The 20,427-nt window shown below is 58.7% G+C and carries 20 protein-coding genes and 1 tRNA gene; 12 read left to right on the top strand and 9 right to left on the bottom strand.

Going from position 1 to position 20,427, the window contains the following annotated elements; translation table 11 throughout:
• Window positions 1-21: 21 nt before the first annotated feature.
• The 4 genes from HKK52_RS11215 (at window position 22) to HKK52_RS11200 (ending at window position 4,008) form a co-directional block, all read left to right on the top strand.
• On the top strand, window positions 22-363 hold the full coding sequence (locus tag HKK52_RS11215; protein ID WP_054048564.1) for a ribonuclease E inhibitor RraB: 342 nt from the start codon (window positions 22-24) through the stop codon (window positions 361-363).
• A gap of 460 nt (window positions 364-823) precedes the next feature.
• Complete coding sequence (locus HKK52_RS11210; RefSeq protein ID WP_054048561.1) at window positions 824-2,233, top strand: circularly permuted type 2 ATP-grasp protein; 1,410 nt, start codon at window positions 824-826, stop codon at window positions 2,231-2,233.
• Window positions 2,234-2,245: 12 nt separating this feature from the next.
• Window positions 2,246-3,196 carry an alpha-E domain-containing protein gene (locus HKK52_RS11205; protein ID WP_133836635.1) on the top strand — a complete coding sequence of 317 codons (951 nt, stop codon included), beginning with the start codon at window positions 2,246-2,248 and terminating at the stop codon, window positions 3,194-3,196.
• On the top strand, window positions 3,193-4,008 hold the full coding sequence (locus HKK52_RS11200) for a transglutaminase family protein (RefSeq protein WP_169370879.1): 816 nt from the start codon (window positions 3,193-3,195) through the stop codon (window positions 4,006-4,008). The genes HKK52_RS11205 and HKK52_RS11200 overlap by 4 nt, the downstream gene beginning before the upstream one ends.
• A 120-nt stretch (window positions 4,009-4,128) precedes the next feature.
• Here the strand turns inward: HKK52_RS11200 and HKK52_RS11195 are convergent, their stop codons facing one another.
• Window positions 4,129-4,980 (bottom strand): c-type cytochrome, encoded by an 852-nt coding sequence (locus HKK52_RS11195; RefSeq protein ID WP_169370878.1) that lies wholly within the window; start codon window positions 4,978-4,980, stop codon window positions 4,129-4,131.
• Window positions 4,981-5,545: 565 nt separating this feature from the next.
• Here HKK52_RS11195 and HKK52_RS11190 point away from each other — a divergent pair.
• From HKK52_RS11190 to HKK52_RS11180, 3 genes are all read left to right on the top strand, one after another.
• On the top strand, window positions 5,546-6,751 hold the full coding sequence (locus tag HKK52_RS11190) for an acetyl-CoA C-acetyltransferase (protein ID WP_169370877.1): 1,206 nt from the start codon (window positions 5,546-5,548) through the stop codon (window positions 6,749-6,751).
• Window positions 6,752-6,779: 28 nt separating this feature from the next.
• A complete protein-coding gene (locus tag HKK52_RS11185; protein ID WP_169370876.1) occupies window positions 6,780-8,924 on the top strand; it encodes a 3-hydroxyacyl-CoA dehydrogenase NAD-binding domain-containing protein in 2,145 nt (714 codons plus the stop codon).
• Between the two features lie 95 nt (window positions 8,925-9,019).
• Window positions 9,020-9,742 (top strand): amidotransferase, encoded by a 723-nt coding sequence (locus HKK52_RS11180; protein ID WP_169370875.1) that lies wholly within the window; start codon window positions 9,020-9,022, stop codon window positions 9,740-9,742.
• Window positions 9,743-9,781: 39 nt separating this feature from the next.
• Here the strand turns inward: HKK52_RS11180 and HKK52_RS11175 are convergent, their stop codons facing one another.
• From HKK52_RS11175 to HKK52_RS11165, 3 genes are all read right to left on the bottom strand, one after another.
• Entirely contained in the window at window positions 9,782-10,753 is a 972-nt protein-coding gene (locus HKK52_RS11175; RefSeq protein ID WP_169370874.1) for a magnesium and cobalt transport protein CorA, read from the bottom strand.
• Between the two features lie 316 nt (window positions 10,754-11,069).
• Complete coding sequence (locus tag HKK52_RS11170; protein WP_169370873.1) at window positions 11,070-11,792, bottom strand: 1-acylglycerol-3-phosphate O-acyltransferase; 723 nt, start codon at window positions 11,790-11,792, stop codon at window positions 11,070-11,072.
• Window positions 11,793-12,006: 214 nt separating this feature from the next.
• Window positions 12,007-12,696, bottom strand: coding sequence for a crotonase/enoyl-CoA hydratase family protein (locus HKK52_RS11165; RefSeq protein WP_169370872.1), 690 nt, complete (start codon window positions 12,694-12,696; stop codon window positions 12,007-12,009).
• Window positions 12,697-13,004: 308 nt separating this feature from the next.
• Here HKK52_RS11165 and HKK52_RS11160 point away from each other — a divergent pair.
• From HKK52_RS11160 to HKK52_RS11140, 5 genes are all read left to right on the top strand, one after another.
• A tRNA-Ser gene (locus tag HKK52_RS11160) sits at window positions 13,005-13,094 on the top strand.
• Window positions 13,095-13,298: 204 nt separating this feature from the next.
• Window positions 13,299-13,517, top strand: coding sequence for a hypothetical protein (locus HKK52_RS11155; protein ID WP_169370871.1), 219 nt, complete (start codon window positions 13,299-13,301; stop codon window positions 13,515-13,517).
• Between the two features lie 288 nt (window positions 13,518-13,805).
• Complete coding sequence (locus HKK52_RS11150) at window positions 13,806-14,798, top strand: hypothetical protein (protein WP_169370870.1); 993 nt, start codon at window positions 13,806-13,808, stop codon at window positions 14,796-14,798.
• Window positions 14,799-14,995: 197 nt separating this feature from the next.
• Entirely contained in the window at window positions 14,996-15,331 is a 336-nt protein-coding gene (locus tag HKK52_RS11145; protein WP_169370869.1) for a hypothetical protein, read from the top strand.
• Complete coding sequence (locus tag HKK52_RS11140) at window positions 15,324-15,566, top strand: hypothetical protein (protein ID WP_169368743.1); 243 nt, start codon at window positions 15,324-15,326, stop codon at window positions 15,564-15,566. Before HKK52_RS11145 ends, HKK52_RS11140 begins: the two co-directional genes overlap by 8 nt.
• Here HKK52_RS11140 and HKK52_RS11135 read toward each other — a convergent pair.
• From HKK52_RS11135 to HKK52_RS11115, 5 genes are all read right to left on the bottom strand, one after another.
• Window positions 15,550-16,734: an Arm DNA-binding domain-containing protein gene (locus tag HKK52_RS11135; RefSeq protein WP_169370868.1), complete on the bottom strand. Its 1,185-nt coding sequence runs from the start codon at window positions 16,732-16,734 to the stop codon at window positions 15,550-15,552. The genes HKK52_RS11140 and HKK52_RS11135 overlap by 17 nt on opposite strands.
• A gap of 106 nt (window positions 16,735-16,840) precedes the next feature.
• Window positions 16,841-17,011, bottom strand: a complete 171-nt coding sequence (locus HKK52_RS11130; protein WP_169370867.1) for a hypothetical protein — start codon at window positions 17,009-17,011, stop codon at window positions 16,841-16,843.
• Window positions 17,001-17,249, bottom strand: coding sequence for a hypothetical protein (locus HKK52_RS11125; protein ID WP_169370866.1), 249 nt, complete (start codon window positions 17,247-17,249; stop codon window positions 17,001-17,003). The genes HKK52_RS11130 and HKK52_RS11125 overlap by 11 nt, the downstream gene beginning before the upstream one ends.
• 66 nt (window positions 17,250-17,315) lie before the next feature.
• A complete protein-coding gene (locus tag HKK52_RS11120) occupies window positions 17,316-17,609 on the bottom strand; it encodes a hypothetical protein (RefSeq protein ID WP_169370865.1) in 294 nt (97 codons plus the stop codon).
• Between the two features lie 15 nt (window positions 17,610-17,624).
• Window positions 17,625-20,423: a toprim domain-containing protein gene (locus HKK52_RS11115; protein ID WP_169370864.1), complete on the bottom strand. Its 2,799-nt coding sequence runs from the start codon at window positions 20,421-20,423 to the stop codon at window positions 17,625-17,627.
• Between the last annotated feature and the right edge of the window lie 4 nt (window positions 20,424-20,427).

Raw genomic sequence — 20,427 nt, 5'->3', positions numbered from 1 at the left:
AGGGTTTTAGGAGGACGTTTCATGAGCACAGCCTATCAAGAAGACATCAGCACCAGCGTACTGCGCCGCATGAAGGAAGGCGGTTTCGACTTTTCACGATTCCATCCCATCGAGTTCTACGCGATTTTCCCGGACGAGGAGCGGGCACGCAGGGCGGCAGGTCATTTTTGTGGTGAATCCTTGAATGCCCAGATCAGCGTGCGCGACGACGGCGCATGGCATCTGGAACTGAGCAAAGTGATGTACGCCACCTACGACGGCATTGGCGACTTTGAGCAGGACTTCGAGGCCGTGGTCGAACCTCTGGGCGGGATCATCGAAGGATGGGGCGTCAAACAGGAGGTACGAGGGCTACTCGCATAACATTATGAACAGCGACAACATTCAGCAACGGCTGACCTTCGGGTTGGCCGTTTTCGTTTGTCGGATTGGAAGATCAAAAGAACGCAGCCTCGTTTCACTCGACAGCTGCTACAGAGTGAAACGAGGCTGCGATCTCTTGATCTTGCTTTTGATTCACAACATTTCAAAACCCAAAAAAAAGCCGCCTGAACAGGCGGCCAAAGGGAAGTTCGAGAGGTTTTGAAACGATTGCGCCGATTATCCGCACCAACCCCCGGGCAGTGAAATCAACTCTGGCTATGCTGGTGATAGGCGACAACATTGCTTCGCAATGAAGCGGGGGCGATCAGGTTGGGGCGTTTGCCGCACAGGATTGGTGCGGTGGTTTTGGGGCGATTATCCAACTGATTGAAATCAAAGCGTTTATGCCGATGGCACGGGCCTTGCGATGCCTAGATGTCCGGGTGACAAGGAGTACGGCATGATCCGCACCTATTTTGATGAAATGTACGATGCCGGCGGCCTGGTCCGCCCGCATTATCGGGAGTTCGCCCGTTGGCTGGCCGAAACGCCTGACGAGCTTTTGGCACAACGGCGACGCGAGGCCGATCTGTTGTTTCATCGTGCCGGCATAACCTTCACGCTCTACGGTGATGAGCAGGGGACAGAGCGCCTGATTCCCTTCGACACCATTCCCCGCAGCATCCCCGCCAGCGAATGGCGGATCGTCGAACGTGGCTGCATCCAGCGAGTCAAGGCGTTGAACATGTTCCTCGCCGACCTCTATCACGAGCAGCGCATTATCAAGGCCGGCATCATCCCGGCCGAGCAGGTGCTGGCCAACGAGCAATACCAGTTGGCGATGCAAGGGCTGGATCTGCACCGGGACATCTATTCCCACATCTCCGGCGTCGATCTGGTGCGCGACGGCGACGGCACGTATTACGTGCTCGAAGACAACCTGCGGACACCGAGCGGCGTGAGCTACATGCTCGAAGACCGCAAGATGATGATGCGCCTGTTCCCCGAGTTGTTCGCCGCGCAACGCATTGCCCCCATCGACCATTATCCGAACCTGCTGCTCGACACCCTGAAAAGCTCCAGCCCGATCGATAACCCGAGCGTGGTGGTGCTGACCCCTGGCCGCTTCAACAGCGCGTTTTTCGAGCACGCCTTTCTGGCGCGGGAAATGGGTGTGGAACTGGTGGAAGGCGCGGACTTGTTCGTGCGGGACGACAAGGTGTTCATGCGCACCACGGACGGGCCGAAAGCTGTCGACGTGATCTATCGGCGCCTCGACGATGCGTTCCTCGATCCGCTGGCGTTCAACCCGGATTCGATGCTCGGCGTGCCAGGACTGCTGTCGTCCTATCGCTCGGGCAACGTGGTGTTGGCGAATGCCATCGGCACCGGGGTGGCGGATGACAAGTCGGTGTATCCGTTCGTGACCGACATGATTCGTTTCTACCTGGATGAAGAGCCGATCCTGAAAAACGTACCGACCTTCCAGTGTCGCAATCCCTCGGAACTGTCCCACGTCCTGGCCAATCTGCCTGACCTGGTGGTCAAGGAAACCCAGGGCTCCGGCGGTTACGGAATGCTGGTGGGGCCTGCGGCGACGGCGGCGGAAATCGAGTCGTTCCGCGCGCGGATCAAGGCCAAGCCCCACGCGTATATCGCGCAACCGACCTTGTCGCTGTCGACCTGTCCGACCTTTGTCGAAAACGGCATCGCGCCACGCCACATCGACCTGCGTCCGTTTGTATTGTCTGGCCGCGAAACCCGGGTTGTGCCCGGCGGTTTGACCCGTGTTGCTTTGCGTGAAGGCTCCCTGGTGGTGAATTCCTCCCAGGGCGGCGGCACCAAGGACACCTGGGTGGTCGAGGATTGAAGGAAGCCTGCCATGTTAAGTAGAACTGCCTCGGATTTGTATTGGATGTCGCGTTACCTGGAGCGGGCGGAAAACCTCGCACGGATGCTCGACATCAGTTATTCGCTATCGCTGATGCCGCAGGACGGTCGCGGCGATGGCCTGCACGAACTGGCGATGCCGCTGCTGATCACCGGCACCCTCGACGATTACCTGGAGCGCCACGGTGAGCTGCATGCCGAGCGGCTGCTGCATTTCTTCGCCCTGGACGCGGCCAACCCGGCGAGCATCTACAGTTGCCTCGGTTCGGCGCGGGCCAGTGCCCACGCAGTGCGTGGGCGAATCACCGCCGACATGTGGGAAAACATCAACGCCACCTGGCTGGAAATTCGCGGGATCGCCGAGCAGGGCTTGAGTCGCTATGGCATGAGCCGTTTTTGCGAGTGGATCAAGGAACGTTCCCACCTGTTTCGCGGCGCGTCCTACGGCACGATCATGCGTAACGATGCGTTCCGCTTCATTCGTCTGGGGACGTTTATCGAACGGGCTGACAACACGTTGCGCCTGCTCGATGCCCGTTACGAAATGGCCGGCGATCAGGCCGAAGCGGTCAGCGACGGCACGGCGCACGCCTATTACCAGTGGAGTGCGTTGTTAAGAGCACTGTCGTCGTTCGAGGCTTACACCGAGATCTACCGCGATGCACCGGGCGCCCGGCATGTCGCCGAATTGCTGCTGTTGCGCGCCGACGTGCCGCGTTCCCTGCGTGCCTGTACCGAAGAAATCGACCAGATCCTCGCCCAGTTGCCGGGGGCCAATGGCCGTCCCGCACAACGCCTGGCGGCGGAAATGGACGCGCGCCTGCGCTACACCGGCATCTCCGAAATTCTCGACGAAGGCCTGCACGCCTGGCTGACCGAGTTCATCCCACTGGTGCGCCAGTTGGGCAACGCCATTCACAGTTCCTACCTGGAGGCTGCATGAGACTTTCCATTAGCCACGAGACCACCTATCACTACGAAGATCAGGTGCGGGCGAGCATCCAGTATTTGCGGCTGACCCCACACGACAGCGAGCGCCAGCACGTGCTCAGCTGGCAGCTCGACCTGCCGCGCCCGGTGCGCGCGCAACTTGATCCGTTCGGCAACATCCTCCATGTGCTGACCATGGACGAACCCCACGAAGCGATCATCATCGGTGCCCGTGGCCAGGTCGATATCGATGAACTGCGCGAAGCCGAGCACGAGAGCCAGTCGGCGCTGCCGTTCCTGCGTTTCACCCGGCTGACCGAGCCCGACGAAGCCTTGCGCGCGTTCGCGGAAAAGGAGTGCAAAAAACGCCGGGACCGCACCGCTCTGATCGATTTGATGCAGGGCCTGAATCAGTACATGACCTACACGCCGGGCTCCACCGAAGTCGACACCACGGCGGCGAAGGCCTTCGCCGGGCGCTCTGGTGTGTGCCAGGATCACACCCATGCGTTCCTCGCCTGCGCCCGCAGCCTGGGGATTCCGGCGCGTTATGTGTCGGGGTATTTGTACAGCGAGAACAGTGAACACCTGGCCAGCCACGCCTGGGCCGAAGCCTGGCTGGATGACGCGTGGTACAGCTTTGACGTGACTAACCAGTTGGCCCGACCGGAGCGTCATTTGAAACTGGCGGTGGGCCTGGATTATCTGGATGCCTGCCCGGTACGCGGGATGCGCCGCGGCGGTGGGTGCGAACAGATGCATGCGAAGGTATTTGTCTCACCGACGCCGGTGTTTGCGCCGGTGATTTCCGTTCAGCAACAATAACCCGACGCACTGATCGTTCCCACGCAGAGCGTGGGAATGCCTCAATGGACGCTCAGCGTGCGCTGTTGGGACGCGGAGCGTCCCGGGCTGCATTCCCCCGCAGAGCGTGGGAACGATCGGCTAGGGCTTAACCTTACGCCCCGCCATATGCTTCAAATACCCCACCAGCAAATCCAGATCCCCCGCCGGCAACACCTGCTCGGAAAACGCCGGCATCTTCGCCTGCGGCCACTGGCGCAAGCTCTGCGGATCACGGATATAGCGCTTGAGGAAGTCCGCGCCGAAATACTCGGTGGGGTTATACGGAATATTCAGGTCCGGCCCGAACTGCGCATCACCCGCGCCATTGAGTCGATGGCACGCCAGGCAATTCTTCTGAAACAACGCAAACCCCAGATTCACCGGATCGTCCGTCTTCAACGCAGGATCGGGCAGCAGGGCAGGGAAGCGCTGGGCCACCGGCGCCATGCGCTTGATACTGGCGACTTCGAACGGCCATTGTTCGGGGCTGATATTGCCGGCCTGCGGATCAGTCCAGACCAGATAAAACGGCCCGGCGCTGTGCTTGCCTTCGGACAGTGGCGGCCATGGCTTGGCCGGGTCTTCAATCGCCAGCCAGGCCTGTGGGCCTTTGGTATTGAGTAACGGCGCCGCCGCCAACTCGGCGGCAAAACCGTCCAGGGCCACGGCTTGCAGGTGGTCATCAGGCTTGATACCCGTCAACAACGCCGCCAACGGCACCGCGCGATAACTCATATCGCGTTTGTAGGAAACGTCATTGCTGATGCTGATGGTCTGGGCCTGAGGATGCTTGAGCAACTCCTCGGTCTGCCAGGTGCGACTGCTCGCGCCCAGCTCGAGGTTCAGCTGTGCGGCATACAAGGGCGTGCCGAACAGCAAGGCCCCGAACAGAATAAGTGCTTTCAAGTGATCGCCATCCCTGTCGTGGAAATGCCCTGAAGGTTGGCACACCCACGCTGGCCCGGGTAGCGAGCCAGTCACATTTTTATGAGGCGATAGCAAATCCTGACGCTGTTTTTTTACCAGCGACTAGCCGATCACCTTGGTCAGGTTCGGCAAAATCAACAACAGCGTGGTGGCGAATAGGATGAGTCCGGCTTGACGTACTTTCGAATGTTTGAACATGGCTGACCGCCTTTTTTTGTTATTTCCTGATGCCTGCCTGCATATCTCCATGACGGCAAAGCACTGCACTTCCTGTAGGACGAGAGCCTCGGCAAAACCCGACGACAACTTCGTACATCTTCACCTTAGAGCCCGCGTCACGCTTGGTTTAGATCCATTTCGTATGGTGTAAACGTTAAAAGCTCTTAAAAAGGCATGAGGCCTATTGCCAGCTGCTTGGACGCCCGTTGGCTAGACAGCTTCGTCACCTGAATCGGTTAATCCGATCGCCGATGACCGTCCGTCTGAGCGTGAGCGTCAACGTCGGTGAGCATTGCGGTCATTGAATACGTGGCTGCTCGGCATAAGGTAAGAACTCAGCATTTATTCGCCGCACAGGTTCGAGGACCACATGACCGAAGCTTTGATTTTCGACGCGTTACGCACGCCCCGTGGCAAGGGCAAGGCCGATGGCGCGTTGCACAGCGTCAAACCGGTGAGCCTGGTGGCCGGGTTGCTGACGGCGTTGCAGCAGCGCACGTCCCTGGACACCAGCCAGGTCGATGACGTGGTGCTCGGCTGCGTTACGCCGATCGGCGATCAAGGCTCCGACATCGCCAAGACCGCGACGCAGATCGCCGATTGGGACGTCAGCGTGGCCGGTCTGCAGATCAATCGCTTCTGCGCCTCGGGCCTGGAAGCGGTGAACCTTGGGGCGATGAAAGTCCGTTCCGGTTTCGAAGACCTGGTGGTGGTCGGCGGCGTCGAATCGATGTCCCGGGTGCCGATGGGCAGCGACGGCGGCGCCTGGGCGCTGGACCCGGAGACCAACCTGCACAGCCATTTCACCCCGCAAGGCGTCGGCGCCGACCTGATCGCCACCATCGAGGGTTTCAGCCGGCAGGACGTCGATGCCTACGCGCTGTATTCCCAGCAAAAAGCCGCGCGGGCCCGGGCGGACGGTTCGTTCAACAAGTCGCTGGTGCCGGTGCAGGACCAGAACGGCATCATCCTGCTCGATCACGATGAGTTCATCCGCGCCGAATCAACGATGGAAGGCCTGGGCAAGCTCAAGCCGAGTTTCGAAATGATGGGGCAAATGGGCTTCGACGCCACCGCGTTGCGGGTCTACAGCCACATCGAACGGATCAACCACGTGCACACCCCGGGCAACAGCTCCGGGATCGTCGACGGCGCAGCACTGATGCTGATCGGCTCCGAGGCCAAGGGCCGGGCGCTGGGCTTGCAGCCACGGGCGCGGATCGTCGCCACGGCGGTCACCAGCACCGACCCGACGATCATGCTCACCGGCCCGGCGCCGGCCACCCGCAAAGCCCTGGCCAAAGCCGGGTTGCGGGTCGAAGACATTGATCTGTTTGAGGTCAACGAAGCCTTCGCTTCGGTGGTGTTGAAGTTCATCAAGGACATGGCCATCGACCCGGACAAGGTCAACGTCAACGGCGGCTCGATCGCCATGGGTCACCCGTTGGGCGCCACCGGTTGCGCGATCCTCGGCACCCTGCTCGATGAACTGGAAACCCGGCGCCTGCGCTACGGCCTCGCGACCTTGTGTGTCGGCGGCGGCATGGGCATCGCCACCATCATCGAACGCCTCTGAGCCTCCCCGATTTCAAGGAAATTCCTTCATGACTGAAGCCATTCGTTACGAAAAAGGTCAGGATCAGATCGTCGTCCTGACCATCGACATGCCAGGCCAGAGCGCCAACACCATGAACGCGGTGTACCGCGAGGCCATGGCCACCTGCGTCGCCCGGTTAGTGGCGGAAAAGGACAGCATCGCCGGCGTCATCATCACCTCGGCCAAGAAAACCTTCTTTGCCGGCGGCGACCTCAATGAACTGATCAAGGTCGGCAAACCCGAAGCCAAAGCCTTCTACGACATGGTGCTCACGCTCAAAGGGCAACTGCGCACCCTGGAAACCCTCGGCAAACCAGTGGTCGCCGCGATCAATGGCGCGGCGCTGGGCGGTGGTTGGGAAATCTGCCTGGCCTGCCATCACCGCGTGGCGCTGGACAATGCGTCGGTGCAACTTGGCCTGCCGGAAGTCACGCTGGGCTTGTTGCCGGGTGGCGGCGGGGTGGTGCGCATGGTCCGCATGCTCGGCTTGGAAAAAGCCCTGCCGTACTTGCTCGAAGGCAAAAAAGTGCGGCCGCAACAGGCATTGCAGGCCGGTTTGATCGATGAGTTGGCGGCGGATCACGCTGAACTGCTGGCCAAGGCGCGGGCGTGGATTCTTGCCAATCCGACCGCCGTGCAGCGATGGGATGTAAAGGGTTATCAGATTCCGGGCGGCACGCCGTCGAACCCGAAAGTCGCACAAATGCTGGCCATCGCGCCATCGATCCTGCGCGCCAAAACCCAAGGCACCATGCCCGCGCCGGAGAAAATCCTCTGCGCGGCGGTGGAAGGCGCCCAAGTGGATTGCGACACGGCGCACCTGATCGAGACCCGTTACTTCACCGAGTTGACCACCGGCCAAGTGTCGAAAAACCTGATCGGCACGTTCTGGTTTCAGCTCAATGAGATCAATGCCGGTGGCTCGCGGCCGCAGGGTTTTACGCCTTATGTCACGAAAAAAGTTGGCGTGCTGGGCGCGGGGATGATGGGGGCCGGGATCGCTTTCGTCAGTGCTTCGGCCGGGATCGACGTGGTGCTCAAGGACATCAACGTTGCGGCAGCGGAAAAGGGCAAGGCGCATTCGGCGGCATTGCTGGACAAGAAAGTCTCGCGCGGCCAGTTGAGCGTCGAGCAGCGCGATGCGGTGCTGGCACGGATCAAAACCACGGAAAAAGATACCGACCTGGCCGGTTGCGACCTGATCATTGAAGCGGTGTTTGAAGATCGCGAGCTGAAAGCCAAAGTCTCTTCGGCAGCACAAAAAGTCGTCGGCGCAGACGCGGTCATCGCGTCCAACACCTCGACCTTGCCGATCAGCGGCCTCGCCACCGCCGTGCCGGACCAGAGCAAGTTCATTGGCCTGCACTTCTTCAGTCCCGTGGAAAAAATGCCTTTGGTGGAAATCATCAAAGGCGCGAACACCAGCGACGAAACCCTGGCACGCGGTTTCGATTTTGTCCTGCAAATCAAGAAAACCCCGATTGTGGTCAACGACAGTCGCGGCTTCTTTACTTCACGAGTATTCGGCACCTTCACCAACGAAGGCATCGCCATGCTCGGCGAAGGCGTGAGTGCGCCGATGATCGAGACCGAAGCGCGCAAGGCCGGGATGCCGATCGGTCCTCTGGCCATCTCCGACGAAGTGTCCCTCAGCCTGATGAGCCACATCCGTCAGCAAACGGCCAAAGACCTACAGGCAGAAGGAAAACCGCTGATTGAGCATCCGGCGTTCGCTGTGATTGACTTGCTGCTCAACGAATACAAGCGTCCGGGCAAGGCCGCTGGCGGTGGTTTCTACCATTACCCGGCCGCAGGGCAGAAACATCTGTGGCCGGAGCTGAAAACCCGCTTCGAGAAAGCCGACGGGCAGATTTCGCCGAAGGATGTGCGTGATCGCCTGTTGTTCGTGCAAGCCATCGAAACCGTGCGCTGCGTGGAGGAGGGCGTTCTGACTTCGACGGCGGATGCCAACGTCGGCTCGATCTTCGGTATCGGCTTCGCCGCCTGGACCGGTGGTGCGCTGCAATTCATCAATCAATATGGCGTGAAAGACTTCGTCGCCCGCGCCCAGTACCTGGCCGAGCAGTACGGTGAACGCTTCACGCCTCCAGCGCTGCTGCTGGAAAAAGCCGCCAAAGGGGAAGCGTTCTAAGGGACCGATGACGCATTCCGGGGCTTGCCTTGCCACCGTGTTTCAAGGCAGGCTCTGGGGTGTGCATTATTCCCATCACGTGTCAGGTATTTTTTATGTCGTTACGCATCTGCATTCTGGAAACCGACATCCTGCGTCCGGAACTGGTCGATCAATATCAGGGGTACGGGCAGATGTTCCAGCGTCTGTTTTCGCAACAACCCATCGAAGCCGAGTTCACCGTCTACAACGTGATGCAGGGCGAATACCCCAGCGATGAGCTGACCTTCGACGCCTACCTGATCACCGGCAGCAAGGCCGATTCTTTCGGCACCGACCCGTGGATCGAAACCCTCAGGGCTTACCTGCTCAAGCGCTACGAGCGCGGCGATAAACTGTTGGGCGTGTGCTTCGGCCATCAGCTGTTGGCATTGCTGCTGGGCGGCAAGAGCGAGCGCGCGACCCAGGGCTGGGGCGTGGGCATCCACAACTACAAACTCGCGGCGAAGGCGCCGTGGATGAGCCCGGTTCGGGAAGAGCTGACACTGCTGATCAGTCATCAGGACCAAGTGACCGCGCTGCCGGAAAACGCCACGGTGATTGCCTCGAGCGATTTCTGCCCGTTTGCCGCGTACCACATCAACGACCAGGTGCTGTGCTTCCAGGGGCATCCGGAGTTCATTCACGACTACTCACGGGCGCTGTTGGAGATTCGTCAGGAAGCGTTGGGTGAGCAGGTGTATTCCAAAGGCGTGGCGAGTCTTGAGCATGAGCATCATGGTGCTACGGTCGCAGAGTGGATGATGCGGTTTGTGGCGCATAAGCCAGCTGCGGTCTGACGCAAAACCTGTGGCGAGGGGGCTCGCCACTCTGGTTTCTTACAACCACCCGGATTTCTTGAAACTCGCCCACAAACTCACACACCCCACGGCAATAAACCCCAATACCCCGAAATACCCGTAATGCCAGCTCAACTCCGGCATGTTCTGGAAGTTCATCCCGTAGATCCCGGCCACCGCCGTCGGGAACGCCAGGATCGCCGCCCATGCCGCGAACTTGCGTTGCACCACGCTCTGGCGTGATGCCTCGAGCAATACTCCGACCTCAATCGTCTGACTGGCAATGTCCGCCAGGGTCGTCAGGTCTTCCATCTGCCGTGTGACGTGGATCTGTACATCACGGAAGTACGGGCGCATGTTCTTGTCGATAAACGGAAAGCTCAGCTTCTGCAGCTCCTCACCAATCTCCACCATCGGCGCCGCATACCGGCGCAAGCGCAGCACGTCACGGCGCAGGCTGTGAAGTTTCTGGATGTCGTGCTCATTCAATGCGCTGCACAGCACGTTGCGCTCCAGCTCATCGATCTCGGCATGAATCGCTTCGCCCACCGGCTGGTAGTTTTCGATGACGAAATCGAGGATGGCATAGAGTACGAAATCTTCCCCGTGCTCCAACAACAACGGACGCGCCTCACAGCGTTGTCGGACGTGGGCGTAGGACGCCGAGTGACCATTGCGCGCGGTGATGATGTAGCCGTTGCCGGCAAAAATGTGAGTCTCGATGAATTCCAGTTTGCCTTCATGGCGGATTGGCGAGTACGTGACAATAAACAGCGCATCGCCGAAGGTTTCCAGCTTCGGTCGACTGTGTTTTTCCAGGGCGTCTTCGATGGCCAGTTCGTGCAGGTTGAACTGGCGTTGCAGGTTGGTCAGCTCCTGAGCGTTGGGCTCTTCGAGGCCGATCCACACAAAGTGCCCGGTCTTCGCCGCCCAGGCTGCGCCTTCATCGAGGGTGATATTGGTGATTTTTTTACCGGCGCTATAAACCGCAGCAGCAACAACTCGACCCATGATGGTGGTTCACTTCTTATTCAATGGCAGTGGCAGGCAGTGTGCAGCTTAGCCTTCTGCTTGTTCTGATTCAGTGAAATCTGCAGAGTTCGTCGCAAGCGTTTCGCAGGCAAAAGAAAACCCGCACAGGGCGGGTTCTGTAGCAGCTGCCGAGCCTGCGAGGCTGCGTTCGGCTGCGCAGCAGTCGTAAAACCTGAGCACACGGTCTTCCTGAAACACAGCGTAGGCTGATTTTACGACTGCTTCGCAGCCGAACGCAGCCTCGCAGGCTCGGCAGCTGCTACAAGCCGAACGCAGCTGCTACGGGGCGTGTGTTTCAGGCGGCTTGCAGTTGCCGATCCATCGAGGCGATGCACTCGCGCATCTGCTCGCGGCACTGGGCGATCAACAGCGGCATGTCGTCCATGCTCAACCCGGCGGTGGGAATCGCCGGCAGCGAGCGGATCAGAATTTTCCCACTGCGCCAGCGGTTCAATCGCATGTGTTTGACGTAACTGCTGACACACACCGGTACGATCGGCACGCCGGCGGCAATCGCCATCTGGAACGCGCCTTTCTTGAACGGCAGCAAGTCTTCGCCGAGGTTGCGCGTACCTTCCGGGAACACCCAGATCGAGGTGTCTTCGTGCTGCAAGGTGTGGGTGGTGGTGAGCATCGACTGGCGCGCCTTGTGCGCATTGCCGCGATCGATCAACACATTGCCCGCCAGCCAGAACAACTGGCCAAACAGCGGCACCCACTTCAGGCTTTTTTTGCCGATACACACGGTGCGGCGGGGCACCACATTGCCGAACACGAACAGATCGTAGTTGGATTGATGGTTGGCGATGATCACGCAACTGTCGGGCTTGTCCATCAACGGACCGACGTCGGTCTTCACCCGCAGGCGCAAAATACACATCGCCGGCCAGGCATAGAGACGCGCGCATAAACGGCTGTTGTCCGGGTTGAACGGCCGGCACAGGCCCAGGATCACCCCCAGCACACCGGCCAGAATAAAGTGCAGGCCCATCAATAACATACGAAACACAAACAGCATTTACAGGCCCCACCGGGACAAAAGGTGGCGCAGTGTACGGATGTGCACTGTTTTCGGCAATTGCCGCTATAGAGGTGGGAGATAGGCGATGTTTAAGCGCATGTTTCCGACTTGTGGGTCAGACGCGACCTAGAGCGGTTGCAGGCTTTTCAACAGAGCACGTACGAAAAAGCCCGACACGACGGTCGGGCTTTTCGTTGTAGCAGGCGTGGGCTTAACCCAGATGTTCCTGATCCTGGATGATCGCGTTGTCCAGCGTCTCCAGCAGCGCCTTGCGCACTTTCAGCTTGGTGTTCTTGTGCGCGGTCATGTTGATCTTCTTCAACTGACGCGCCGCCGCCAATGCTGCACCTTGCAGTTCCTCGGCCGACACCACAACGTCAAGGAAACCGGCAGCAATCGCGCTCTGCGGGTTGAACATCTCGCCATTGATCACCGAACGATGCAGCGCCGCGTTGCTCAGGCGATCACGGGCCAGCTCGATCCCGGCGTGGTGCATGGTCATGCCGATCTGCACTTCGTTCAGGCCAATGCTGAACGGACCGTCGACACCAATGCGGTAATCCGCCGACAACAACAGGAACGCACCCTTGGCCACCGCGTGCCCAGGGCACGCCACGATCACCGGGAACGGATGCGACAACAGGCGACGAGCCAGGGTCGAACCAGCCGTCACCAACGCCACGGCTTCTTTAGGCCCTGCCGTCATCACCTTCAAGTCATAACCGCCCGACAGAATCCCCGGCGTACCGGTAATGATCACTACTGCACGATCAGTCACCGCCTGATCCAGCGCAGCGTTAAATGCCGCAATCACGTCCGGCGAAATGGCATTCACCTTGCCGTTGCTCAACGTCAGGGTCGCGATACCGTCTTCGAGGTGGTAAGAAACTAACTCACTCATGACGCTAATCCTTGTATGAAAGTTGAGGCAGACGTTACCCACCGCCGCAGGCCAGGTAAAGCGCCGTGACTGACCCGCCAGTCACCCTTTCCCCGCCCGCCAGGCGTAGCCGGCCATGCCGGTCGTGCATTCCCCTCTCTATAGAAGAGGGCGCGACGCCAGAGATTGGCCGGTTTGCCATGCCCCGGAACCCGCCGTAGCACCTGAATCGCTAACCGCATGAAAATTCTGAAAAAAATATTTGCCATCGGAAAAGCTTTCGACTACATTAGCGCGCCTCGACAGACAGAACATGTTTGAAGAGATACGGTGAAGTGTCCGAGTGGCTTAAGGAGCACGCCTGGAAAGTGTGTATACAAGAAATTGTATCGAGAGTTCGAATCTCTCCTTCACCGCCACATTCAGTAAACGCAAACCCCTGATTTTCCTAGAGAAAGTCGGGGGTTTGTGGTTTTTGGCGTCTGAAAAAAGGCCATATGGGACTGAGATGGGACTGGGGCGCTATTTTGGTGCAAAAATGGCCACCACCGAATGGCTGGCTGACCTGCGCCAGCGATTCGATGAACTAGGCTTGTGCGAACCGCACTCCAAGGAAGGCTGCTATGCCAAATAACTCAGATTCCAACATTGCCACTGCAGATGCACTCACGTTACTACTGCACAACCAGCATGCGCTTGGGGCGGCGATAGAGGAGGTCACCAAGTGGCTTTCGGAGAATGGCGTAGGGACAGTTGCAGAGAACGCGCTCGGGGCTATGGAAACCCTGGATGAAAACGCGAAAGCGATTACAGACGCGATTATGCGACTGCGGCAGTCGTAGCCAATCGACCCTCGCAAGCAGCCATCGGCCAACAGCAGCTTGGTTCTGTGCATACCGTCTATAAGATCGGTGTGTCTCATGCAATTTAAAAGTCCAGCTATACTGTATTGATCAACAGTAGTCTTGCTTTCGAGCATCGCTTTCTGAAGGTTTACTGGGAGCAGTCCGCCAAGGTATGCACTGGTTCCAACCAGGGCTTAGCGGCACGAAATCTAGCCATGATGACGATGCTGCTCCGCAGCCGTCTAATGCCTAGCACTAGAATCTTGATATCTAAGACAGGTCCGCATGCACGAGACACTCGATAGAAATTTTGAGATCCGCACGTTCCATGCCATTTCTGACATCGAGGCGCTCCCAGGCTTCAAAATAGAAAACCCAGTATCACCTAAAAATTATAAAGATCTTGTTGGGGAATATTTTCTTAATGAGGAAGTGAAGTGCTGCCTTCTGAAAGGCAATGACAAATTATGTAATGAGGGGCACAAGTGGGGGTTTGTTGCAGTGCTTGCCGATAATAGCATTACGCTTGTTGGTAACGATTGCGCCCAAACAAAATTTAAAGGTGGGTCAAAACTTAGTGTTGACAGAGCTAAGTACCTTAATCAAAAGAAGTATGAAGAAGGGCTAGAACGCCTTAGGGCCCTGGTTGAAAAAAAAGACTCCGCGCTCAACGAAGTTCAACAAGTGAAAGCAGACTTGGTTAAAGTCCAAGGTCGCGTTCATGAAATGCGTGCGAAACTCGGTCCTCAGACTATCAGGCACCTTGAATCCATTGCTCGTACCGGTGCGTACGCTCTGTCAGTTATCGGTGTGACTTCAAAGGAATACACGGCTAAGGATGGGAAGAAAAAAACTGATCGTCGTACTCAGCGTATGACGCTGGGTACGATAGCTAACACAAACTTCCTTTTAGATGAGAAATACCGAGATATTTTGCGTAACCTCTCTGACGTCCAAAAAGCCTACGGTGAAGCAGAGAAAATAGAGCAAAACGTCAGCACGTTGAAACTTAATGCTCTCACGAGAAGGATGGATTTAATTGAGCTGGCAAGGAAAAATGTTTTTCAACTTGTTGAGCAAGAGCAACAATTCGCGGCCAGCGATTTAAGTGTGCTGTGCTATGTTACTTCGGATAAGGCGGAGCGATATAAATCTGCGAAATACGCTTTAGAACAAGTTGATCAAGATTCCGGAAGAGGAAAAGCTAAGGAATGGCTTGCAGAGAAAGATCGTATTTTTCGCACCCAATTGAATGTTACAAAAATCGAAATATTATGATTGATAAGGATGGGTCGCAAAGTACTTCCGACTGATACATGGAATTCCGCCCTATGTTCAATCGGCCCCCACACCTGGCCCAGGTGTGGGGGCCTTTTTTCGGGGCACGGAAACCAGGCCCCGGGGGACTGGTCTACCATTATCGGACCCGTAGGTTTTTCCACAAACGCCTACTGACTCACTCAGGAACTCGACTCATGTCTCACTTCTTTGAAGGCTTGGCCACCGTCGCTGTGATCGCCCGCTACGAGGGGCGTCCACCGGCCGAGTTGACGACTCTCGAATGCCCGGTGCGCTTGAGTAAGGTCGGTTCCGATTGCACTCGCGTGGAGCTGGCGCACTTCTTGGAAGGCCCCAAGGACGCCAACATGCTGCGGGTGATTCTGCCCGACGGGCTGATGGTGCAGGGGCTGATCGTTGGCGGCAGCAACCAACCGCTGGGCGGCTGGTTGCTGATCGATGTCGAATCTGGCGAGCTGGGGTTTGCACTGCCGGCGAACGGCTCCGGTTCGAACGAGGATCAGCATGGATAAGGCACTGTCTACGCTGAATCTGCCGCACGGGGTGGAGATTCAAACACTGAAACTTCTGCAGCAAATTGCCCGGGCGCACACGGCGGACGATCTGTTTCGCGCCAGCGACCGCGCCGAAGGGCGCTGGGTCCCGGTACGCTCGCGACGTGAGCGGCTGCGCACCTGGGCCAGCTTGACGGCAGTGGGGCGCTTTGCCGACAGCGTCGGCCTCAGTGGATTCAGTGTAGAGCTGTAACCGGTGACAGCTTAAGGGCCAGTTGCAGCATACCCACCACGTCCGGTCCGTCTTCATTGATCCACGTCCCGTAGTGCTGACGAATCATGTTGCCGTTGGTGTGGCCCATCTGCTCGGCAATCCAGTCGATTGACGCCACGCCGGTGGTCAGCAACTGACTGGCGTAAGTGTGCCGGCATTGCCCGGGTCCACGATAACGCACCCCGGCGGCGAGCAAGTGCGCCTTGAAGAAGCGATCGCGCACCACGAAGTCGTTGGCGTGCGGCAGGCCGCTTTTGGTGTTCAGGAACACGAAGTGCAGCTTGTGTGGCCGCACCGTCTTGTTGTCCCGCTCGACGATCTCCACGGTTTCTGCCTTGCGTTTGCGCGTTAGCGCATCGATCTTGCGCAGGGCGTCCCACGCCGGGGCCAGCAGGCGCACCCGGCGCATCGATCGGCGGGTTTTCGTCACCCGGTAGGCGCCGCGCACCTTGGAGCGGCGAAAGGTCACCGTGCCCTGCGCCAGGTCGACATCCTCCCAGGCCAGGGCAATCGTCTCCGACACGCGCGGGCCGGCCCACAACATGAACTGCACCATCAGCAGTTCGTGTGTGCGGCTGGTCGGGGTGTCGAGGATCTGTTTGATTTCCGCCCGGGTGAACGGGTCCGGGGCTTCCGGATCGGGCAGGCGCACCATCAACCCCTCGGTCGGGTCGTGCGCCACTTTCATCCGCGTGCGGTACAAGCGAAACACCTGGCGCACGTTGCTGATGATGTCGCGGATGGTCTTGTTCTTCAGGGTGTTCGACAGCGTGCCTTGAATCCATTCCTGCAGGTCGAGGTGATCGATCTGGTTAATCTGCACCTTGCCCCAGCGTGGCCGCACATGCACTTCGGCCTTGTTGGCGTAACCTCGGTAGCTTGAAGCCGCGACGCTGTTGGCCTTGATCTTCAACCACAGATCCAGGTAATGACCAAAGGTGTTTTCCACCAGCCGGGGCGAGTTCGGAAAGTGCCGGGCGTAATCGAAGGTGCCGGTCTGGATCTCGTATTCAATGATGTCGGCCAGGCGTTTGGCCTGGGCCACGGTAGCCGGTGTGTTGCTGCCCGGGACCGTTTCCCGGCATTTCTCCCCGTTGTATTGAAAATAGATTCTCACGGACTTGCCGCGAGCTTCGACCCCACTCATGTAAACCCCTAACGCTGTACTCGTGTATCGACAGTCTGACGATCGGAAATAAAAAGGCCCGTTTCCGGGCCAAGTATCTGCAAGCGCATCTTCTGGTGGACGCGGCTTAGCGCTTAGGTTTGTAGTTACGCAGATGGGCGTTCTGCAACTGGCGTCGCCGGCTGCATTTCAGATGGTTGCCCTGGGCACGCCACTTGCCGCACTGGTCGCACACGCTGGTGTGATCGATGTTCCAGGGAAACCGCCGAGTCGGTGTTGCGGCCGGATCATTGGTCATGGCGCGGCCCCCGTGCGGCAGGGCGGGCGAGCACCTGGCTGATCACGGCGGCATCCGTTTCGCTCAGGTCGCCCAGGGTGCTGGCTATCTGGCTGAGGCTTTCGAGGCGGGTGCGGGACTCGGGGGTTTTGTGCACCAGGTAGCCGATGACGGCGGCGCCGATGATCGCGGTGGCCACCAGGTGTCGCGCCGGTGTGGTAGCCTTCGTGCCGCTGCTGCTTTGGTTCTGTGCTTGCATGGTATAGCCCTCGGTAGTGGTTCGGTGTCGAGGAGCTGCAACTCCTCGGCACTGTTTCTTTTACGGTCAGTCCTTGCGGGCCAGGTGAATCACCAGGCCGTCAAAATTTGGCTCATGTTCAACACATGATTGCCATTCCAACACCCTCAAAATCTGTTGCCGGCTGCAGTCATCCACCAGGATTTCATGCTGGCCAGCGGCTACCCGAACTTCCAGAATCTGCAGCAAGCCATCCTCCCCATAAGCACCGGCCTGAATGATCGGCGCACTTTCTCCCGTGAAGTCCAGACGGTCCTGAACTGACTGGAGCTTGCTGGTATTGCCGTCGCCGGCACTGCCCATAAACACTTGGATTTGCATCGGTCTTGCTCTCCTTTACGCCTTGAATGTCCAGCACTTCACTGTTGTCGGCCGGGGTTGTGAAACGGGGTTGCGGTGGTTGAAGGCGGCGCGTACGGCGCTGTGCACGGCCTTGTTACTGTCGAGGAATTTGCGCGAGCGGGACTCTTTGAGCAGGTCGCGTAGCGTGGCCACGTCGGCCAGCTTCTGTTTGTGCTCGGCGGCACGCTCGCAGAATTCGTTGAGGTTGATGGCGATCACGGTGGGGTCGCTGCTGTGGTCGACCACCGGGTCTTCGCTCAAGGATTCGAGGTAGTCGTAGACCTCCCAAAACTCGGCCACGGCCGGGTGATCGGAGCTGATCGAGGCTTGGCGCTCGATGGCCATCCGCACGATCTGCCGCTGTGTGGCCGCGACTTGCGTATCACTCAGTTTCAACACCAGGCGCAGGCCATCCAGCAGCGAGAGCAGTTGTGCGTGGTTCTTGCTGATCCGCTCCACGCGGATGTAGCCGCGCAGGTCATAGCCGCAACTGCTGCAGTTGCCCTGATCACTCACATAGGCGGTGCTGCAGGCGAAGCAATGGGTGTGCAGGCGGCGCAGCTTTGCTTCGTGTTCAGGCATACGTTGAGCGAACAGATCGAGTACGGCGGATTCTTTGCCCACCGCTTTCAGCAGAAAATGACTGAGGGTGCCGCCGTTCAGTGCGTTGAGCTGATCAGCGGCAGCACGGCTTTCCGGTGTGACGGTCGGGCGTACAAAGTGCAGTTTGACGATGCGCGTCATGATCGCTTCGTGAGCCACCACGGCCGCGTTCTGGCTGATCGCGATCGTGCCGCGAAAGGGCGGTTCATACGTCTCGTTACCGGCGGTCTTGACGCCTTTGGTGGCCAGGGTGCCGCCGCCGTAGAAGTCTTTCAGTTCATCCCATTCGAAGGTCTTGGCGTGTGCCCGATCATCGCCGTGGCGATCGGCTTCCAGGAACACGACCGGCATGCCGGAAACCTGGCCCATCAGACGCGAGCGACCGGCCTTGGTCGACTTCATCGGGTCGAAACCTTCATAACCTTCGCGGCCCAGCAATTTCCACAGCAGGTTGAGCAGGGTGGTTTTGCCGGCACCGGCCTCACCGGTGGCTTCCAGGAAAGGGAAGGACTGGTAACGCGCGCGGATCTGTTCGCAGAACAGCGAGCCGAAGAAAAACACCAGCGCCACCAAGCCCTGGGCGCCGAAGCAGGTCCACAGCAACTTTACCCACTGCTCGTTGAAGTCTCTCCCGTCACGCTGCAGCTTGATCGGCACGCCTTTCTGCAGGGTTTTCAGGCGCAGCTTGCCGAACTCGAAATAGTCCTCGCTGTTGACCTTGTAGGTGGTCCCGTCCTTGATCGCGATATCGCCATAGACGTAGCAGGCGTATTCCTTGCTGTAGCCCACGTAGTCGATGGTCGACACGGTTTTGATGCCGAACAGTTGATCCTTCATGAGCTTGTCGAGCTGCTGACCACTGCCCGTAAACATCGCACCCGCTGCCATGCCGAGCAGGCGCTTTTTGAATTCGCTCGCGGCCGACAGGTGGCCACTGGTGAAGGTGTTTTTCACGCTTTCGGAGTCGTGTGGGAAGTCCACGCGCAGGTAGTACCAGGATTCGTCCGTGACTTCGTTGCGCTGAAAATACAGTGCTTGGGGGTAGCAATTGGCAATCTCCACGACGCTGCCGGACTGCTGCAACGCCTTTTCGCGCTGCTGCGCCTGGTTGAGCAACTGGTCGTCGTGATTCTCGCTGTCCTCGATGTCGGACATGGCCCGGTTGAATTTCTCCATGTCCAACTTGAACCAGTACAGTCGGCTGCCAAAGCCCAAGTGAAATTCCCCGCGCTTGTTCCAGTCGTACATGAGCAAGGCCTTTTCCGCTGCACTCTCTGCCAGCAGCAGGGCGCCTTGATGACGGGCGTGCTTGAGGTCGGTGGCGATCTGGTCGGCACGCTTGGCATCGTCCTGGATAAAGCTCCAGCGCTGATGGAGATCGTTCCAATCCGCCTTGCGGCCGTCGCGTTGCGGGATCTGTGCAGACTCACAGACGAAGCCCAGGGCACGGGCTTCGCGCACCCAGCGCCGGGTGTACGCGTTGGCGCTGGGCTCGTTATCCAGCGCCCACACCAGCTTGGGTAACTTCCCTCCCTCGCGGGTTTTCACCAATGCCTTGAGCGAGTCGCTGGGGAAGGCGTTGGACGACATGGCGGATACTGCCGCAATGTCGTTGTGCACCAGGGCGATGGCGTCAAAGATCCCTTCGACGATCCAGATTTCCTTGGCTTCTAGAAGGTCGACGCAGGGCGGGCACCACCACACGCCGCGATAACTGTCCTTGGACTTGAAGCGGGCCTTCATCTTGCCGAAGCGGTGCGGCTGATCGATCAGACGTTCCCACCAGCCGCCTTTTTCCAGGGCGAAGCGCACGGTGGCGCTGCCAGCGTTGTGTTCAGCGGAGTAGAACGTTTCCTGGGTGAACCAACCCTGGATCAGCTCAAACCGAAAGCCCCGGGCGAATTCCAAGTAGGCGCGTGCGGTGGCATTGGGCTGCTGGTCTGTGGCCGGCGCTCGCTTGCTCCAGTCTTCGAACAGATCGTCGTACAGTTCTTTCACGTGCAGGGTGTGGCCACACTTCTCAGGGCGACCACAAATCACCATCCATGGCGTATCAAACCGGGAATACAGCTCCTTCTTTTTGCACTTGGGGCAGGTGCCGCCGCGCATGTAGTCGGTGCCCGTGCGGTGCTTGAGCCCGAAGTCGGACTGGAGGCGTTGCAGCACGTCGTGGCGAAGATCTTCTTTCATGGGG

The sequence above is a fragment of the Pseudomonas sp. ADAK2 genome, from assembly GCF_012935755.1.
GTDB lineage: Bacteria > Pseudomonadota > Gammaproteobacteria > Pseudomonadales > Pseudomonadaceae > Aquipseudomonas.
This window is presented reverse-complemented; position numbering and strand designations above follow the sequence as displayed.

Bases quoted from the DNA above. Each gene is read 5' to 3' on its own strand.
- HKK52_RS11215 (WP_054048564.1), top strand. From the start codon at position 22: ATGAGCACAGCCTATCAAGAAGACATCAGCACCAGCGTACTGCGCCGC.
- HKK52_RS11210 (WP_054048561.1), top strand. From the start codon at position 824: ATGATCCGCACCTATTTTGATGAAATGTACGATGCCGGCGGCCTGGTC.
- HKK52_RS11205 (WP_133836635.1), top strand. From the start codon at position 2,246: ATGTTAAGTAGAACTGCCTCGGATTTGTATTGGATGTCGCGTTACCTG.
- HKK52_RS11200 (WP_169370879.1), top strand. From the start codon at position 3,193: ATGAGACTTTCCATTAGCCACGAGACCACCTATCACTACGAAGATCAG.
- HKK52_RS11190 (WP_169370877.1), top strand. From the start codon at position 5,546: ATGACCGAAGCTTTGATTTTCGACGCGTTACGCACGCCCCGTGGCAAG.
- HKK52_RS11185 (WP_169370876.1), top strand. From the start codon at position 6,780: ATGACTGAAGCCATTCGTTACGAAAAAGGTCAGGATCAGATCGTCGTC.
- HKK52_RS11180 (WP_169370875.1), top strand. From the start codon at position 9,020: ATGTCGTTACGCATCTGCATTCTGGAAACCGACATCCTGCGTCCGGAA.
- HKK52_RS11175 (WP_169370874.1), bottom strand. From the start codon at position 10,753: ATGGGTCGAGTTGTTGCTGCTGCGGTTTATAGCGCCGGTAAAAAAATC.
- HKK52_RS11170 (WP_169370873.1), bottom strand. From the start codon at position 11,792: ATGCTGTTTGTGTTTCGTATGTTATTGATGGGCCTGCACTTTATTCTG.
- HKK52_RS11165 (WP_169370872.1), bottom strand. From the start codon at position 12,696: ATGAGTGAGTTAGTTTCTTACCACCTCGAAGACGGTATCGCGACCCTG.
- HKK52_RS11155 (WP_169370871.1), top strand. From the start codon at position 13,299: ATGCCAAATAACTCAGATTCCAACATTGCCACTGCAGATGCACTCACG.
- HKK52_RS11150 (WP_169370870.1), top strand. From the start codon at position 13,806: ATGCACGAGACACTCGATAGAAATTTTGAGATCCGCACGTTCCATGCC.
- HKK52_RS11145 (WP_169370869.1), top strand. From the start codon at position 14,996: ATGTCTCACTTCTTTGAAGGCTTGGCCACCGTCGCTGTGATCGCCCGC.
- HKK52_RS11140 (WP_169368743.1), top strand. From the start codon at position 15,324: ATGGATAAGGCACTGTCTACGCTGAATCTGCCGCACGGGGTGGAGATT.
- HKK52_RS11135 (WP_169370868.1), bottom strand. From the start codon at position 16,734: ATGAGTGGGGTCGAAGCTCGCGGCAAGTCCGTGAGAATCTATTTTCAA.
- HKK52_RS11130 (WP_169370867.1), bottom strand. From the start codon at position 17,011: ATGACCAATGATCCGGCCGCAACACCGACTCGGCGGTTTCCCTGGAAC.
- HKK52_RS11125 (WP_169370866.1), bottom strand. From the start codon at position 17,249: ATGCAAGCACAGAACCAAAGCAGCAGCGGCACGAAGGCTACCACACCG.
- HKK52_RS11120 (WP_169370865.1), bottom strand. From the start codon at position 17,609: ATGCAAATCCAAGTGTTTATGGGCAGTGCCGGCGACGGCAATACCAGC.
- HKK52_RS11115 (WP_169370864.1), bottom strand. From the start codon at position 20,423: ATGAAAGAAGATCTTCGCCACGACGTGCTGCAACGCCTCCAGTCCGAC.